This window comes from Bartonella sp. B1098, assembly GCF_944896145.1.
Taxonomy (GTDB): domain Bacteria; phylum Pseudomonadota; class Alphaproteobacteria; order Rhizobiales; family Rhizobiaceae; genus Bartonella.
Window position 1 is genome coordinate 936,321 of the sequence record NZ_CALYLP010000002.1, and the last position, 17,672, is coordinate 953,992.

Below are 17,672 nucleotides of genomic sequence, written 5' to 3' on the forward strand. Positions count from 1 at the left end.
CCTTTGCCTTTTAGGAATTATTCTTTTCGTAAAATGACAAAAATGCCTTACAAGCAAAAACTCCCTTGGTTTAGCGGTTTTATTCAACAAAAGCTCCATAACACCCTTTTAAAGGCAATCCATAGCCGTTCTCATCATCCATCAAATATTCTCAACCCAAATAATCATTATGATCTGACCGTTGCTTCCTATAATGTGCATAAATGCGTAGGTATTGATAAAATTTTTAATCCTACTCGGATTGTCCGTGTTATTACTGAATTACAAGTTGATATCCTTGCTCTTCAAGAAGCAGATAAACGTTTTGGTGAACGTATTGGTTTAATTAATCTTCAACTGTTAAAAGCTGAAACCGGTTTGATTCCTGTTCCTCTCAATACTATGTCACCTCAGGGTCATGGTTGGCATGGGAATGCTCTTTTTTTGCGAAAGGGATATGTACGTGACACTTTACAAGTCACTCTTCCTGGTATTGAACCACGTGGAGCTATCATTGTAGAGTTGGAAATGGCAGCAGGTCCTATTCGTATTATTGCGGCTCATTTTGGCTTATTACGTTATTCTCGTAAACAACAAACAAAAATGCTCCTTGCAATTTTGCAAAAACGCTCCCTCATGCCTACACTCCTCATTGGAGATTTTAATGAATGGCGGATGGGAAAAAGCTCATCTTTAAATCATTTTTATCTCTATTTTGATAGCGCACTTGAAGTTGTACCAAGCTTTCCCTCTCGCTTTCCTTTTTTAGCTCTTGATCGCGTTTTTGCCTTTCCTCAGCAATTGGTAACAAATCTTGAAAACCACTATTCACCACTTGCGCGCATTGCCTCAGATCATTTGCCGATCAAAGCCTATCTTAATCTTGCTAATGCAATAAACATCCTGAAAAATAAATGAAAAAAGTTAATGAGCCTCATCCCAATTTTGAGCCGTCATAACTTTCACTTCAAGGGGTACAGATAAAGATAAAATCGGCATTGTAGCATTTTCCATGACATTTTTAACAACAGCTATGTTTTTTTTACTTTCTTCTTCTGGTACTTCAAAAATCAGTTCATCATGCACTTGCAACAACATTTTTGCTGATAGACTTTCTTCTTTTAAAGCATCTTCCATCTGTATCATAGCACGGCGAATAATATCGGCCGCAGAACCTTGAATGGGAGCATTGATCGCCGCTCTCTCATTAAGAGAACGAATTTTTACATTCTCTGCTTTTATTTCTGGATAATGGATACGACGTCCAAAAATTGTTTCTACATAACCATTCTCACGCGCAAAGCTTTTAGTCTTTTCCATATAATCTTTAATTCCTGGAAATCTTTCAAAATAAAGTTGAATATACCGCCCTGCTTCTTGGCGTGAAATCCCTAATTGATTGGCTAATCCAAAAGCTGAAATACCATAAATAATACCAAAATTAATCGCTTTTGCACGCCGTCGTGTATCTGAAGGCATTCCCTCTATCGCAACGCCAAACATTTCTGACGCCGTTATAGCGTGAATATCATGTCCTTCAGCAAAAGCTTCTTTTAATGCTTTTATATCCGCAATATGTGCAAGAATGCGTAATTCAATTTGACTATAATCAGCAGAAAGCAAAACATGTCCTTTGGAAGCAATAAAAGCTGTTCGAATCTTACGTCCTTCAGCAGTTCGTACTGGAATATTTTGCAAATTTGGTTCTGATGATGATAACCGCCCTGTTGACGTTATTGCCAAAGAATAATTCGTATGAACACGGCCTGTTTTTGGTAAAATATAAGAAGGTAAAGCATCGGCATAGGTCGATTTTAACTTTGCAAGTTGACGCCACTCAATAATTTTACGCGGTAAAATATGACCTTCAGCAGATAACTCTTCTAAGGTTTGTGCAGAAGTTGACCATTGGCCACCCTTTGTCTTAGCGCCTCCAGGCAATCCCATTTTGCCAAAAAGGATATCCCCTAATTGCTTTGGCGAAGCAAGATTAAATTTTTCATCCGCTTGTTTATAAATTTCTTCTTCTAAAATCAAAGCAGCTTGCGCCAATTCTCCTGAAAGGCGCAATAAAATCTGCCGATCAATAAGAATCCCGCGTTCTTCCATTCTTGCAAGAACTTCTACAAGAGGTCGATCAAGGCGTTCATAAATTTTTGTCATACCCTGAGAGACAAGTTGCGGTTTCAAAACTTGCCAAAGACGTAGCGTTATATCCGCATCTTCCGCCGCATAAAGGGTTGCTTGCCTTAAATCTACTTGTGCAAAAGAAGTAATTTTTTTTCCGTTATGTGTTAAATCCTTATAGGCAATTGGTTTATGTCCAAGCCAACGTTCCGATAAATCATCCATATTATGGGTTAAAGTTCCAGCATCCAAAGCATAGGACAAAAGCATGGTGTCATCAAAAGAACGTATCACAATGTCATATTGCTTCATCACCAACCAATCATATTTTATATTCTGTCCAATTTTTAATACTGCAGAATCTTCTAATATCGGTTTTAAAAGTGCTAAAGCTTTTTGAGTCTCAATCTGGGAAGCAATGCGCCCACCCCTCAAAAGATCTTCCTCTCCTTCATCAAAATGTTCAAGAGGTATATAGGCCGCTTTTCCCGGCTGTAATGCGAGTGAAAAACCAACAAGCTTTGCTTGCATTGGATCAAGAGAAGTTGTTTCAGTATCAAAAGCAAAAAAGCCTTGTTCTTGTGCTTGTGATAACCACTCTTTTAAAATTTTCTCATTAAGAATTGTTGTATAAGTCTCTCTTGTAACTTTTTGAGTCAGTGCTTGATCTTTACGTTTTTGTGCAAAAGCTTGTGGAGAATTTTCAGAAAATTCATGACGAGATTTTTGTTCGATGTTCTTGGTATTAAAATCATGCTGGTACTTAGGCTTTTCCCATTCAATATCTATATCCAGTGCATCAATAACAGCTGCATCGCATGCTGTCGCCTCTGCTACGCGACGCGTTAATGTTGAAAATTCCATTGCTTTCAAAAAAGAAATTAAGCGTGGCCCATCTTGTGGCTCCAAAATAAAATCATCTAAATCACTGTCTATAGGAACATCTGTTTTAAGCTTAACAAGTTCACGAGAAATTTTAACCTGTTCACTATAAGCTTGTATGTTTTCACGTCGTTTTGTTTGTTTAATTTCAGTCACACGTTGCAACAAAAGATCAAGAGAACCAAACTGATTTAACAACTGAGCGGCGGTTTTTGGTCCAATTCCTGGAATCCCTGGTATGTTATCCGTCGAATCTCCAATTAATGCTTGTAAATCGATCATCTTTTCAGGGGGAACGCCCCATTTTTCTATAACTTCTGAGACACCTATATGCTTGTCTTTCATTCCATCATACAAGGATACATGCTTATTGACGAGTTGCATAAGATCCTTATCAGAAGAGATAATCGTTGTTTTTGCACCAACCTTTGTTGCCAATTGTGCGTAGGTCGCTATCAAATCATCCGCTTCAAAGCCTTCCTTTTCAATACAAGGCAAATTAAAAGCCTTTGTTGCTTGGCGTATTAACGCAAATTGAGGAATTAAATCTTCAGGAGGTTCAGAGCGATTCGCTTTATATTGAGGATAAATTTGTTTTCGAAAAGTATCAGATGAATAATCAAAAATAACAGCAAAGTGTGTTGGAACAATACCTGTCGCTGTGTTACGAGCATCGCAAAGTAATTTCCATAACATATTACAAAAACCAGCTACGGCTCCTATAGGAAGTCCATCCTTTTTACGTTTTAAAGGCGGTAAAGCGTAGTAAGCACGAAAAACATAGCCTGACCCGTCAACCAACAAAAGATGATCTGTTGCTTTCATGACAATTTTATTTCTCCATTTCAGCTAAAAAACACATTCCCCTTATATATTTTTTTCACTTTTATTTTAATTTTTTTCATTTTGCCTCTAAAAAGCCATTTTTTCTTTTCATAAGACATGAAGTCGTTACACTTTATATTACGTACCTAGAGCTTTTCTTTGCTGTTACAGGATTAATAGCTTTCATTTTGCTCCTCCTATGATAGCTGAGGTACGATGTAGCGACAGGGTCGTTGTGGTGTTCCCCTCCCCACAACGACCGTTTTTTTGACATCCGTATTTTTCATTCTTAATCTTAAGTAACTTTTTTAGAGATAAGGTAGGGATGTTATTCATGAATTTTGAAGTTATTCCAAAGAGCTTTTTCACCCATTTTTCTGATAAAATCAGCGTGCAGCCTTTTTTCCTGTGCAGCCAATCTTGAAGGTAAAGCCTGTGGACGAGATCTAACTGCATAAGATGTGCCTTTATCATTTTGGGTATGTTCATCAACATTCCTTCTGTTCTCAAAACCCAATACGCCTTGCTTTCCACCAATCAGTTCAATATAAACATCGGCCAAAATCTCTGCATCAAGCAAAGCGCCGTGAAGAACACGATGGCTGTTATCAATTCCAAAACGTTTGCATAAAATATCAAGAGAATTAGGACCCATAGGAAATTTACGCCGTGCCATAGCCAATGTATCAAGAATATTATCAACACTGATAAGCGGCTTATTGACGCGCTTTAATTCTGCATTAATAAAACCTATATCAAAACTCGCATTATGCGCAATCATGGTTGCACCATTGATAAATTCCAAAAATTCATCAACAATATCACTAAAACTTTTTTCGTTTTTTAAGCGTTCATTGGTTAATCCGTGAATTGCTACCACTTCATCAGGAATAATAACGCCTTCAGGGTTTAAATAAACATGAAACTGGCGTCCCGTAAGATAACGATCAACCATTTCTACACAACCAATTTCGATTATGCGATCTTTCTCTTTATCTAAACCTGTTGTTTCTGTATCAAAAATAATTTCCCGCATAACTTCAATTCTTTAGCAATTTTTTTATCACATCAAAAACCTGTTGACGTGTATTCTCTAAATCTTTTCCTGTATCAATAATAAAATCAGCACGTTTCCGTTTTTTTTCATCTGGCATTTGCCTCGCATTGATAAAGGCAAATTTTTTCTCATTCATCCCTTGGCGAATCATCACACGCTCTTTTTGTATTTCTGGTGGAGCAGAAACAACAATAACGCTATCTACACGACTTTCACCATTTTTTTCAAACAGAAGTGGAATATCAAGAATAACTAATTTTTCTCCATGGTGGCGTGCTGTATCAATAAATTCCTTTTCTTTTTTTTGCACCAATGGATGAATTATTTTTTCTAATGTTTGTAATTTTTCCTTATCATCAATCAAAATTTCAGAAAGTTTCAAACGATTAACTTCACCATTTTCAACAACACTAGGAAAAATACGCTCTATGCGCGACACAGCTGGCTCACTTTTATAAAGCTGTTGTACCGCCTCATCAGCACTAAAAACAGAAACACCCGCTTGCTTAAAAAAATCAGCAACTGTTGATTTTCCCATAGCAATTGATCCCGTCAATCCTATGATCTTCATTCTCTCTCTTCACTCATATCCTCTAAAATAGCTTCCCGTAAGGCTTTTGTTACCTGTGGTTTTATTCCAAACCACCGTTCAAAACCTATAACAGCCTGATGGAGAAGCATCCCAAACCCATCAACAGTCTTTAGACCACAAGCTTTTGCCTGTTGTAAAAAAGGAGTTATCAATGGTGTATAAACAATATCTGTTACTAATGCTGTTTTTTTTGCTTTATGAAAATCACAAAAAAAAGAATCATTTTTTTCTTCTGGATTTTTTATGCCAATGGACGTTGTATTAACAATCAAATCAGCTTTATAAAGTATTTCATGAATTTTATGCCAATCATAGACTTTAATGGGTTTTCCAAAATGTTGGGCTAAATTATCAGCGCGTTGTTTTGTACGGTTAACTAAATAAATCTGTTCAAATCCGCGTTCTTTTAAAGCATAGAGGATAGCGCGTGCCGCACCACCTGCGCCAAAGACAAGAGCTGTTTCCCCTTCCCAATCAGATGCAAAATCATCAAGATTAGCGCTAAAACCATAAGCATCACTATTTGTGGCACAAAGTTTATCTCCTTCATACCAAAGTGTATTAGCAGCACCAATTATTGTTGCTTTCTCATCTTTATAATCTGCCAGAAGAAAGGCTTCCTGTTTATGAGGTAGAGTAACATTTCCTCCACAAAAGCCCATTTTTTGTAAAGAACTAATAAAATGGTTGAATTCTTCAGAAGCCACTTCCTGTGCAAGATATTCCCCTTGTAAACCATATTGCTTAAGCCAAAAATTATGAATTGTTGGCGATTTTGAATGATGAATAGGAAAACCAACAACAAAAGCGCGGGGATAATTTGTTTTTTTTATTGTTAAGTCAACCATCGATGATCCCTAAATGACGTAATTTTACGAGTAGAGGGAGCAAAGGTAAACCAACAATAGTGAAAAAATCTCCATCAATTTTTTCAAAGAGTTGAATCCCTTCCCCTTCAATTTGATAGACTCCCACACTGTTTAAAACATCTTTTCCTACGCGCGCTAAATAACGTTCAATAAATTTTGATGAAAGTAAACGTACGGACATATGTGCACTAAAAGCTTCAATCCAAATTTTTTGACCATTTTTAAATAAAGCTACCGCACTATGAAGAGAATGTGTTTTTCCTGACAATTCGCATAAACGTTGATGTGCTTCCTTAATATTTGTTGCTTTATGAAAAACTTGACCTTCTAAATCAAGCACTTGGTCACAACCAATAACAAAAGCATCAGGAAAACGATCTGAAACATTTTTTGCTTTTGCACGCGCAAGAAAACAGCTAAGCTCTTTAGGTGTTTTTTCTTTTGCTTTTTTTTCTATTTCTCTTTCATCAAAAGAAGCTCCTTCAATCAAAAAATTTAAACCTGCTTTTTTCAATAATTGTGCACGATAAAAACTAAGAGATGCTAATATTAATGTCTCTGTGTTCATGAGAATTTTCTCTCATTTTCCTTCACGAAATCGTGATAAAAGTTCAAATATTGCCGCTGCAGTTTCTTCAATAGAGCGCCTTGTGACATCAATAATAGGCCAACCAAAACGTTCGCAAATGCGTTTTGCATAGATTAATTCTTCAGCTATGTTAATACGATTTGTATAACTATCAAGAGCAAGACCTTCTCCCAAATCACGATTTTGGCGAATATGTGAGATTCTTTCAGCTGAAGCAATTAAACCAATAATTAAAGAATTTTTTGCCTCTAAAAGGGATTCTGGTAAATCAATATTAGGAATAAGAGGGACATTGGCCGTTTTGATCCCCCGATTTGCTAAATAGATACTTGTTGGCGTTTTAGAGGTTCTTGAAATTCCTACAAGAATTACATCCGCTTCAGATAAGCTACTGGAAGACTGCCCGTCATCATGCTCTATAGTAAAATCCAATGCCTCAATACGGCGAAAATAATCAGCATTAAGATCATGTTGTGCGCTCGCACGTAAATGAGTTGGCATTCCAAGATAAGACTGAAAAGCATTAAAAACAGGATGTAATATATCAATATAGGGAACTTTTATTTTTTCGCATCTTTTTTGAAGAAGAAGTTTAAGTTCTTCATCAATTATTGTGTAAAGAACAATACCTGGCTCTTGTTGTATTTCATCAAGAGCTTTTTGTAACTGTATTTTGTTACGAATCATAGGATAGATATGTTCTGTTGCCTGACTCATTGTATACTGGGATGCTACAGCTCTTCCAACAGAGATTAAAGTTTCCCCCGTTGCATCAGAAAGCATGTGTAAATGAAAGGATTTTTTTTCTTTTGTCACAAAAATTTTAACTCCTTGTTAAGACATGTGTATATATCTTTAGACTTTTTTATAAAACTAAAATTTAGAAAAAATCTTCCATTATTATGCACAAATAAATCCCTTGTGATAATTGAACGCTGCTTATGAGAAAAAAGAGGGGATAATATCTTTAAGATAGTGTTATTTTTATTCTTTTTATCCTCTCTTTTGTGGATAAAATTGAGGATAAATGAAGTGTAACTAATAATTCACACTAAACACAGTTTTAAATAAAAAGAATCCTTACCTTTAATATAAATTTATTAATAAAAAGTTTTGGAAAAATACTCTTGAATGGAATTTCATTAATGCTATATAGGTTAAGTTCATATTTTTGTTGTAAAATAATTTAATACTATTTGTATTTAATTATTTTTTATATAATTTAATATTGCACGAATAAATTTTCATATAAATGGTACTTGCAGATTGAAAAAATCGAGTGTAAAATATTTTTTCTTGAGAATATTTCATTCTACAAAATCTCCATAAATTGTTCAGGATAATTCTCTCCTTAAATTTAAAGAGCATCTTTCATGCAAAAAATGAAACTACAAGAACTTAAAAGCAAAAATCCCGTCGAACTTGTTTCTTTTGCTGAAACATTAGAAGTTGAAAATGCTTCCCTTATGCGCAAACAAGAATTAATGTTTGCAATTTTGAAAAAACTTGCTCTACAAGATGTAGAAATTATAGGAGAAGGCGTTGTTGAAGTTTTACAAGACGGATTTGGATTTTTGCGATCTGCTGATGCTAATTATCTTCCTGGACCTGATGATATCTATCTTTCACCTTCACAAATTCAGTCATTTTCTCTAAAAACAGGCGATACCATCGAAGGTCCTATACGAAGCCCAAAAGAAGGGGAACGTTATTTTGCTCTTCTTAAAATTAATACAATTAATTTCGAAAAACCTGAAAAAATTCGTTATAAAATTCACTTTGATAATCTCACACCTCTTTATTCAAATGAACGCTTCCAAATGGAAATACAAGATCCTACAGAGAAGGATATGTCATCGCGCGTGATTGATTTGATATCTCCATTGGGAAAAGGACAAAGAGGATTAATTGTTGCACCACCTCGGACGGGAAAAACAGTTCTCCTTCAGAATATTGCTCATTCTATTACCACTAATCATCCCGAATGTTATCTTATTGTTCTTTTGATTGATGAACGACCAGAAGAGGTTACGGATATGCAGCGTTCAGTAAAAGGAGAGGTCGTTTCTTCTACTTTTGATGAACCTGCAATACGTCACGTACAAGTGGCAGAAATGGTCATTGAAAAAGCCAAACGCCTCGTTGAATATGGTCGTGATGTTGTTATTCTTCTGGATTCGATTACACGTTTGGGGCGCGCATATAATACGGTTGTTCCTTCTTCAGGTAAGGTTTTGACAGGTGGTGTGGATGCAAATGCTTTGCAGCGTCCAAAACGTTTTTTTGGTGCTGCACGTAATATTGAGGAAGGTGGATCTTTAACCATTATTGCAACGGCTTTGATTGATACAGGAAGCCGTATGGATGAGGTTATTTTTGAGGAATTTAAAGGAACTGGTAACTCGGAAATCGTTCTTGATCGAAAAGTTGCTGATAAGCGTATTTTCCCTGCTATGGACATTTTGAAGTCAGGAACGCGTAAAGAAGAGCTTTTAGTCGCACGACAAGATTTACACAAAATTTTTGTTCTTCGTCGTATTTTAGCGCCTATGAATGTAACAGATGCAATTGAATTTTTGATTGATAAATTAAAGCAAACAAAAAACAATAGTGAATTTTTTGATTCAATGAATACATAGAGTCATTAAAGTTTTTATTAGGATAGAACCTGTGGATACAATCTTTGCTGTTTCGAGTGGATTGTTACCTTCAGGGGTTGCAGTCATTCGGCTTTCTGGTCCTCATGTTGTGCATGTAGTTAAAACGCTTTGTGGTTGTTTACCTAAAGCACGCTTTATGCATTATGGAAATCTTACTGCTCGTGATGGTAGTTTTTTAGATTCTGCTTTAACTGTTTTTTTTCCCGCTCCTCATAGTTTTACAGGAGAAGATTGTGCAGAATTCCATTTGCATGGCGGAAAAGCAGTTGTTAATCGTTTTCTTGATGAATTATCTACATTTTCTGGATGCCGTATGGCTGAGGCAGGTGAATTTTCACGTCGTGCATTTATGGAAGGGAAATTAGATCTTGTTCAAGCAGAAGGTTTGGCTGATTTAATAGAAGCAGAAACTGAGAGCCAACGGCGTTTAGCGGTGATGGGGACAAGTGGACATTTAACGACACTTTATCGTGATTGGCGCCATAAGCTTATGAAAGCGCGTGCTTTTATTGAAGCAGAACTTGATTTTGCTGATGAAGCAGATATTCCCAACACAATATCTAATAAAATTTGGAAAGATGTGGAAGATCTTTGTATTTCTCTTCGAGAACATATTGCTGAAGGAGAGCGTGCAAGTATTTTACGTGATGGATTAAAAATTGTTATTGCGGGGGCTCCAAATTCTGGAAAATCAAGCATTATGAATCGTCTTGCAGGAAAGTCTGTTGCTATTGTGACAGATGAGGCAGGGACAACACGTGATGCTTTAGAAATGAGGTTTATTTTTGCTGGTTTACCTATTTTTTTAACGGATACTGCTGGTTTTAGAAAAGCAGAAAATAAAATAGAACAATTAGGAATAGAAGTTGCTAAACAGCATGTTAGAGAAGCTGATTTGGTTATTTTGGTTTATGATATAGGAAATCCTAAGCAAGTCGATTTACCAGAAACATCGGCTGAAATATGGCGTGTTGGTAATAAGCTTGATCTTTATAAAAAAAATGACCAGTGCTGGTCTATACAATTTTCTGCATTAACGGGTTTAAATTTTGATTGTTTTATCAAAGCACTTGAATCATTTTGTCATCATCGTGCTTCTGAAGTTGGGAACCTTGTTCCGGCGCGAAAAAGACAACTTCAACTCTTAAAGGAAGCTGTTAAGGAAATTGAAAATTCTCTCAATTATCATTCTCTTGATCTCAGTTTACGTGCAGAACATCTCCGTCGTGCAAGTAATTTTCTTGGAAAAATTACGGGAGATATTGATGTTGAAGATTTGCTTGATATTATTTTTTCAGAGTTTTGTGTTGGTAAATAATGATTCACGTGAAACATTGATTATTTCATAGACAGATTTAAAAGATTATGTATTTTATATTCTGTTTCACGTGAAACCTTAGAATTATTCTCTATGGAATGAATTAAATGCAATCATATGATGTTATCATTGTTGGTGGTGGTCATGCTGGCTGTGAAGCAGCTTCAGCTTCAGCGCGTGTAGGAGCACATACAGCACTTGTGACACATAAAATATCAGCATTGGGAACAATGTCCTGTAATCCTGCTATTGGGGGACTTGGAAAAGGACATCTGGTTCGTGAAATAGATGCATTAGATGGTCTCATGGGACGTGCAGCAGATGCTGCTGGAATTCAGTTTAGACTCCTTAATCGACGTAAAGGACCAGCAGTAAGAGGTCCACGGACACAAGCAGATCGGCAACTTTATAAAGAAGCCATTCAAAAGCTCTTAAAAGAGCAAGAAAATCTTACGCTCATTGAAGATGAAGTTATTGATTTGGTTTTTAAAAATCATTGTGTATCAGGTGTTGTTTTAAAAAAACAAGGAGCAATTTTTTCTGGTGCTGTTGTTTTGACGACAGGGACATTTTTAAATGGTTTTATTCATATTGGTAATAAAACGTGGGCTGCTGGCCGTATGGGGGACCCCTCAAGTGTGCAACTTGCTGAACGTTTGAAAAATTATGCTATAAAGCTTGGGCGATTAAAAACTGGAACTCCTGCGCGTCTGAGTAAAAAAACAATTGATTGGGATCGTCTTCTAAAACAACAAGCAGATGAAAATCCTGTTCCTTTTTCTCTTTTAACAGAGAAAATTGAACAGCCACAAATTGAATGTGCAATAACACGTACGAATGCGCAAACACATCAAATTATTCGTGATAATATTCATCGTTCTGCTTTATATTCTGGAAATATTGAAGGATTAGGCCCCCGTTATTGTCCCTCAGTTGAAGATAAAATTGTTAAATTTGGGGAACGTGATGGACATCAGATTTTCCTAGAACCAGAAGGATTAAATGATGATACAGTTTATCCAAATGGTCTTTCTACTTCTCTTCCTGAAGACATACAAATTTCCCTATTGAAAACCATTGAAGGATTGGAAAATGCTACAGTTTTACAACCTGGTTACGCTATTGAGTATGATTTTGTCAATCCTCAACAATTAACGAGAAGTTTAGAATTACGCTCTTTAGCAGGTTTGTTTTTAGCAGGACAAATTAATGGGACAACAGGATATGAGGAAGCGGCAGCACAGGGACTATTGGCTGGATTAAATGCGGCACGTAAAGTGGGTAAATTAGATGAAATACTTATAAGTCGTTCTACGGCTTATATTGGTGTTATGGTTGATGATTTAGTTTCACGCGGTGTTTATGAACCTTATAGAATGTTTACATCACGTGCTGAGTTTCGTTTATCTTTACGATCTGATAATGCTGATACGCGTTTGACACCCTTGGCACAAGAATGGGGTATTGTCAGTAAAATACGTTGGGATTGTTATCAGAAAAAACAACAACGGCTTGATCAAGCACGATCAATATGCCAAAATCTCTTTTTAACACCGAATGAAGCTTCCGCTCATGGATTACATGTGAATCATGATGGAATTCGGCGTTCGGCTTATGATTTTCTTGCTTATCCTCATATGACTTTAGAGCGTCTTTCACATTTTTGGCCACAACTACAAACAATTGATTCTAAAACAGTGGAATCTTTAGAAATTGAAGCACAATATGCGGTTTATTTAGATAAACAAGCACAAGATATTGCTTCTCTTCAGAGGGATGAACGTTTAGAAATTCCTCTATCTCTTGATATTCAGGCAATTTCAGGTCTTTCAAATGAGCTTAAATCAAAAATTCAAGAAATGTCACCGCGTTCAATTGCCGATGCACAAAAAATTGATGGTATGACACCCGCCGCGTTATCTCTTATTATTACATATATTCAACGTCAACGACGTGAAAAGGCTAAAACAGCTTAATGGATTTTTCTATAGAACAAAAATATCAGCAATTATTAAATATAGTTCCTTCTGTTTCACGTGAAACGATGGAAAATTTAATTCAGTTTGAGTCTTTAATACTTCAATGGAATGCGCATATTAATTTGATATCTGCTGCCACAATACCAGATCTATGGATACGGCATATTTTAGATTCAGCACAAATTTTTCCTTTGTATCCTCATTCTTTACAGTGGTGTGATTTAGGATCAGGAGGAGGTTTTCCCGCAATAGTGATTGCTATCTTTTTGAAAGAAAAAGGAACAGGGCACATTAATCTTGTTGAAAGTAATGGAAAAAAAGTTGCTTTTTTGCGAACGGTTATTGCTCAACTCAATCTTCCTGCAACGGTTTATCATGCTAGAATTGAAGATGTATATCAAAAGATTCCCATATCCGATATTATAACGGCGCGGGGATTAGCGCCGCTCAATATTCTTTTACCGCTTATTTTTCCTTTATTAACAGAAAAAACAATCGCTCTTTTGCAAAAAGGTCGGGATTACGCTACAGAAATAAAAAATGCCTCTGCCAATTGGCACTTTGATCTGTTAAAACATAAAAGTAAAGTTGATGAAAATTCTGTTATTTTAGAAATTTCTCATATTCGATCATATTAGAGGGTAAAGCAAAATGAGCGAAACAAGAATTATCGCTATTGCAAACCAAAAGGGTGGAGTCGGAAAAACAACCACAGCAATTAATCTTGCAACAGCTTTAGCAGCCATTGGTGAAAATGTCCTTATTATGGATGTTGATCCACAAGGTAATGCAAGTACAGGCTTGGGAATTGATCGTAATAGTCGTCCTTTGTCGTCTTATGATGTTCTGGTTTCAGGAGTTTCAATTACACAAGCGGCTTTAAAAACAGCTGTACCCAATCTTTACATCGTTCCTTCTACACTTGATCTTTTAGGTGTAGAAATGGAAATTTCTTCATCACAAGACCGTATACGACGCTTGCGTAAAGCTCTATACGATGATCCAGAAATGGAAAAAAAATTCAATTATATTTTAATTGATTGTCCACCATCACTTAATCTTCTGACACTGAATGCTATGGGAGCTGCGGATTCCGTTTTGGTACCTATGCAATGTGAATTTTTAGCGCTTGAGGGTTTAAGCCAATTGCTTGAAACAGTAAAACAAGTGCGATCCGTTCTTAATCCATCTTTAGAAATCCAAGGTATTGTTCTCACTATGTATGATGGACGGAATAATCTTTCAAATCAAGTTGTTGAAGATGTACGTTCTTTTATGGGAGATAAAGTTTATCGTACTGTTATTCCACGAAATGTAAGAGTATCAGAAGCACCCTCTTTTGGTAAACCTGTATTGCTTTATGATCTCAAATGTGCTGGGAGCCAAGCTTATCTACGTTTAGCATCAGAAATGATTCAACGTGAAAAACAAGCACGCGCTGCTGCTTAGAAATATAAAAAATATATAAAGGTTTAAAGAGAAAAATTATGAATGATGATCTCTCAAAAAAAAGACTAGGACGTGGATTAGCAGCATTGATTGGCGATATCAATTTAAACAATAATCTTGCACGTTCATCAAGTTTTGATAAATTAACCGAATCCAGTAGTATTTCCGAACGATTTGTTCCTCTTGAATCTATTTCATGTAATCCTCATAATCCGCGGCGTCATTTTACTGAAACAGAGCTTGATAATTTGGCACAATCAATTCGTCAGCACGGTGTGGTTCAGCCTGTTGTTGTAAGACCTTTAAAAGGTCATCCCCATCGGTTTGAGTTAATTGCGGGTGAACGACGTTGGCGTGCTGCACAACGTGCAAATTTAAGTCAATTACCCGTTATTGTTCGTGATGTGGATGATAAAACCGCTTTGGAATTGGCTATTATTGAAAATGTTCAGCGGGCTGATCTTAATCCTATTGAAGAAGCAAAAGGATATGAGATGCTCCTGAATGAACATGATTATACACAAGTTGATTTAGCACACGTTATTGGAAAAAGTCGTAGTCATGTTGCTAATACGCTTCGTTTGTTAAAACTTCCAGAAAAAGTACAACAATTCTTGACGGATGGACAACTTTCTGCGGGACATGCGCGATGTCTTATAACTGTTGATAATCCACAAGATTTAGCTGAAAAAATTATCCGTGAAGGGCTTTCGGTACGTCAAACAGAAATACTTGCCTATGAGCAAGCTAATCCTAAGACTAAAAAACGTACCACTGTGGAGAAGGATGCAGAAACAAAATCTTTAGAAAAATTACTTGCAGATGTCATTGGAATGAAAGTTATCATTCGGCATGGTAAAAAAGGTGGTGATTTAAAAATACATTATTCTTCATTAGAACAATTAGATGAAATTTGCCGTCGTTTACAAAGTTAATCAATTATTTTAAAAGACCTTTTTAACAATTCCCTTTTAAAATTTTGATCATTCTATACATATGTTCTTTAGCGAATTCAATATTACTTGAAGGTATAATATTTTGTTCATGAGGAAAAGTTTCTTCATTTGTAAGCACAATTAATGTTGCTTGAAGTGCAAGTTTGCTAATAGTAAAATCTCTGGGCGTGAGATTGTTTTTTCTTAAAATATTTACGAGTTCTTGTTTACTAGAAATATAAGTGATATATTCCTCAAGATGATCGTTATCAGTGGTAAAACCACTTTTTGTATTTGCTTTTTTTAGCTCTGGAAGTAAATTTTCACATTCTTTTTCAATTTTTTCCAGCTTTAAAAGAAGATCTTCTGTTAAGGGATAATTGGCCACAAGAGGTGATATAAGAGAAGAATTATCCATTTCTTGCTTTTTTTCTTGAGTGTATAATACAAAAGGAAAAAGGAAAATAAAACATAATATGAATTTAAACATAATCAAATACCTTTTCTTGTACGAATTTCAATAAAGATTTTTCATTTATTGTTCTTTATTTTTAGAAAAATCATTTATAAATATAACCGAAAATAAGGTAATTGTTCGGAATGGTAAAGATGTGATGATTTTAAAATGAACCATTCTTTAATTAGGGGCACGATTCCTCATGAAAAATAAAATGCCACTGGTTTCCAATTCACACGCTTATTTAAAAAAAGATATTTTCCAGGCTTTTTCAAGCCCATTTCATGATGGTTTCTGTAATAAGGTACTATGAATAATAGAAAATTATAGAATTCCAATTTTTATGCTTATGAAGGAGTAAGCCATATCATTACATTCTTTGATAGTCCCCACAATCTGCTGCGATAAGCTCTTGGCATTTAAGATGATTCATAAAAGATATTTTTGTTGTAAAGTTTCACTTCACACGGACTGCTCTGCTTATAACATGCAAGCGGATGGTTGTGATTGTTTTAAAATGAGAGAGAGTTGTAATAAGAGAATCTATGGTATTTAAAATTCTAATATAATATGAATTAAAGAAAAATTACCATTATAAATCAATATGTTGACTTATATACAACAATGGAAAGATATTTTCCGACAGCTTATAATTGATTAGTTTTTAAACATGAATTCTTCACAGCTTCCTAAAAGAGTCGTTATTTTGTAAAAATGTTTTTTAACAAATTCGAGATTATTTAGAAATATAATATTTTTTTCAAATGAATATTCCTTTTCGGGTACAAATGCAAGAAGCATTGATATTTCTATAAGTGCTAAGGTGCTAGCAGCGAAATCTTTAGGTGTAAGATTATTTTTTTCTAAAATATCCATGAGTTTTGGTTTATTAGAAATATAGGCCGTGTAATTTTCAATACTAGAGTGAGTCCTAGAGTCATAAGTGATGGGGTTATTCTTTATTTCTGGAAGTAAAATCTTACATTCTTTTTCGACTTTTTCCAGCTTTAAAAGAAAATCTTCTGTTAAGGGATAATTGGCAATGAGAGGTAATGTAAGGGAAGGGTTATCCGTTTCTTGCTTTGTTTCTTGAGCATATGATAGAAAAGGAAAAAGGAAAAGAAAGAACAGTAGAAATTTAAACATGATTAAAAATTATCCTTTATTTTTCGAATTTCAGCAAAAAACTCTTCATCTGTAGCATTCTTCATTGAAAGATTTTTTCTGATTGCTTGATCATCCCAACGAAGAAAGGGATTTGTTGCTTTTTCTTGCTCTAATGTGACAGGAAGAGTCATAGCATTTTTTGCACGTAATGAAAAAACTTCTTCTGCTCTTTGTTGAAGTTTTTGATTATCTGGATCAAGTGTCAATGCAAAAAAAGCATTATTTTTTGTGTACTCATGTCCACAATAAAGAAGTGTTTCGTCAGGAAGTTGACGAAGTTTTTTTAAAGAGTTTAGCATTTGTGCGGCTGTTCCTTCAAATAGACGTCCACAGCCAAGTGAAAAAAGTGTATCTCCAGCAAAGAGTAATTTTTTTTCAGGAAAATAATAAGATAGTGCTCCTAGGGTATGGCCAGGGGTTGAAAGAGCTAAAAGTGTATGAGAGCCAAAAAAATTTTTTTCATCAGGTTGAAGTGTTTGATCAAGGTGATGAATTTTTTCTTTTTCTGCTTCTGGTCCGATAACCATAGCATTGTACACTTGTTTTAATTCTGCTACGGCTTCTACGTGATCATAATGATGGTGAGTCACAAAAATAATGTTAAGTGTCCAATTACGACGCTTTAAAGCATTGTGAATTGCTGCGCTTTCAGGAGCATCGATTGCGGCTGTTATACCGCTTTTTTCATCATGAATAAGTACACCAAAATTATCTTCTCGACAGATAAACTGTTCAATCAACATGTCTTTTCTCCTGAACAGTGCACAGTGATAAAATTTATACAATA

Annotated in this window: 16 protein-coding genes; 7 read left to right on the plus strand and 9 right to left on the minus strand. The window is 35.4% G+C overall.

The genetic code is table 11. The features are described from left to right. Positions 1-33: 33 nt before the first annotated feature. The gene (locus NNJ85_RS03905; protein ID WP_254473696.1) at positions 34-897 is read left to right on the plus strand and encodes an endonuclease/exonuclease/phosphatase family protein; all 864 of its coding nucleotides are present in this window, start codon (positions 34-36) and stop codon (positions 895-897) included. Between the two features lie 6 nt (positions 898-903). On the opposite strand, the gene polA is transcribed toward NNJ85_RS03905, so the two are convergent. The 6 genes from polA to NNJ85_RS03935 form a co-directional block, all read right to left on the minus strand. Next, positions 904-3,813, minus strand: a complete 2,910-nt coding sequence (gene polA / locus NNJ85_RS03910) for a DNA polymerase I (protein WP_254473698.1) — start codon at positions 3,811-3,813, stop codon at positions 904-906. 328 nt (positions 3,814-4,141) lie between these two features. Beyond that, positions 4,142-4,849 carry a DNA polymerase III subunit epsilon gene (gene dnaQ / locus NNJ85_RS03915; protein ID WP_254473700.1) on the minus strand — a complete coding sequence of 236 codons (708 nt, stop codon included), beginning with the start codon at positions 4,847-4,849 and terminating at the stop codon, positions 4,142-4,144. A 4-nt stretch (positions 4,850-4,853) separates the two neighbouring features. Further along, positions 4,854-5,441 (minus strand): dephospho-CoA kinase, encoded by a 588-nt coding sequence (gene coaE, locus NNJ85_RS03920; RefSeq protein WP_254473702.1) that lies wholly within the window; start codon positions 5,439-5,441, stop codon positions 4,854-4,856. After that, positions 5,438-6,310, minus strand: coding sequence for a shikimate dehydrogenase (locus tag NNJ85_RS03925; protein WP_254473704.1), 873 nt, complete (start codon positions 6,308-6,310; stop codon positions 5,438-5,440). The genes coaE and NNJ85_RS03925 overlap by 4 nt, the downstream gene beginning before the upstream one ends. Continuing rightward, complete coding sequence (locus NNJ85_RS03930; protein WP_254473706.1) at positions 6,303-6,899, minus strand: Maf family nucleotide pyrophosphatase; 597 nt, start codon at positions 6,897-6,899, stop codon at positions 6,303-6,305. The genes NNJ85_RS03925 and NNJ85_RS03930 overlap by 8 nt, the downstream gene beginning before the upstream one ends. A 12-nt stretch (positions 6,900-6,911) precedes the next feature. Further along, positions 6,912-7,736, minus strand: coding sequence for a pyruvate, water dikinase regulatory protein (locus tag NNJ85_RS03935; RefSeq protein WP_254473708.1), 825 nt, complete (start codon positions 7,734-7,736; stop codon positions 6,912-6,914). A gap of 557 nt (positions 7,737-8,293) precedes the next feature. On the opposite strand from NNJ85_RS03935, the gene rho reads away from it, so the two are divergent. The 6 genes from rho (at position 8,294) to NNJ85_RS03965 (ending at position 15,261) form a co-directional block, all read left to right on the plus strand. Beyond that, complete coding sequence (rho, locus tag NNJ85_RS03940) at positions 8,294-9,559, plus strand: transcription termination factor Rho (RefSeq protein WP_005774324.1); 1,266 nt, start codon at positions 8,294-8,296, stop codon at positions 9,557-9,559. A 31-nt stretch (positions 9,560-9,590) separates the two neighbouring features. Next, on the plus strand, positions 9,591-10,898 hold the full coding sequence (gene mnmE, locus NNJ85_RS03945; protein WP_254473710.1) for a tRNA uridine-5-carboxymethylaminomethyl(34) synthesis GTPase MnmE: 1,308 nt from the start codon (positions 9,591-9,593) through the stop codon (positions 10,896-10,898). Between the two features lie 107 nt (positions 10,899-11,005). Then, a complete protein-coding gene (mnmG, locus tag NNJ85_RS03950) occupies positions 11,006-12,874 on the plus strand; it encodes a tRNA uridine-5-carboxymethylaminomethyl(34) synthesis enzyme MnmG (RefSeq protein WP_254473712.1) in 1,869 nt (622 codons plus the stop codon). Further along, positions 12,874-13,515 (plus strand): 16S rRNA (guanine(527)-N(7))-methyltransferase RsmG, encoded by a 642-nt coding sequence (gene rsmG / locus NNJ85_RS03955; RefSeq protein ID WP_254473714.1) that lies wholly within the window; start codon positions 12,874-12,876, stop codon positions 13,513-13,515. Before mnmG ends, rsmG begins: the two co-directional genes overlap by 1 nt. A gap of 13 nt (positions 13,516-13,528) precedes the next feature. Continuing rightward, positions 13,529-14,326 carry a ParA family protein gene (locus NNJ85_RS03960; protein WP_005774319.1) on the plus strand — a complete coding sequence of 266 codons (798 nt, stop codon included), beginning with the start codon at positions 13,529-13,531 and terminating at the stop codon, positions 14,324-14,326. A gap of 38 nt (positions 14,327-14,364) precedes the next feature. Beyond that, positions 14,365-15,261, plus strand: a complete 897-nt coding sequence (locus NNJ85_RS03965) for a ParB/RepB/Spo0J family partition protein (RefSeq protein ID WP_254473716.1) — start codon at positions 14,365-14,367, stop codon at positions 15,259-15,261. A 22-nt stretch (positions 15,262-15,283) separates the two neighbouring features. Here NNJ85_RS03965 and NNJ85_RS03970 read toward each other — a convergent pair whose 3' ends face one another. From NNJ85_RS03970 to gloB, 3 genes are all read right to left on the minus strand, one after another. After that, a complete protein-coding gene (locus NNJ85_RS03970; protein ID WP_254473718.1) occupies positions 15,284-15,751 on the minus strand; it encodes a hypothetical protein in 468 nt (155 codons plus the stop codon). Between the two features lie 624 nt (positions 15,752-16,375). Further along, the gene (locus NNJ85_RS03975; RefSeq protein WP_254473719.1) at positions 16,376-16,864 is read right to left on the minus strand and encodes a hypothetical protein; all 489 of its coding nucleotides are present in this window, start codon (positions 16,862-16,864) and stop codon (positions 16,376-16,378) included. Positions 16,865-16,866: 2 nt separating this feature from the next. Beyond that, the gene (gene gloB, locus NNJ85_RS03980) at positions 16,867-17,628 is read right to left on the minus strand and encodes a hydroxyacylglutathione hydrolase (RefSeq protein ID WP_254473721.1); all 762 of its coding nucleotides are present in this window, start codon (positions 17,626-17,628) and stop codon (positions 16,867-16,869) included. Positions 17,629-17,672: the final 44 nt, after the last annotated feature.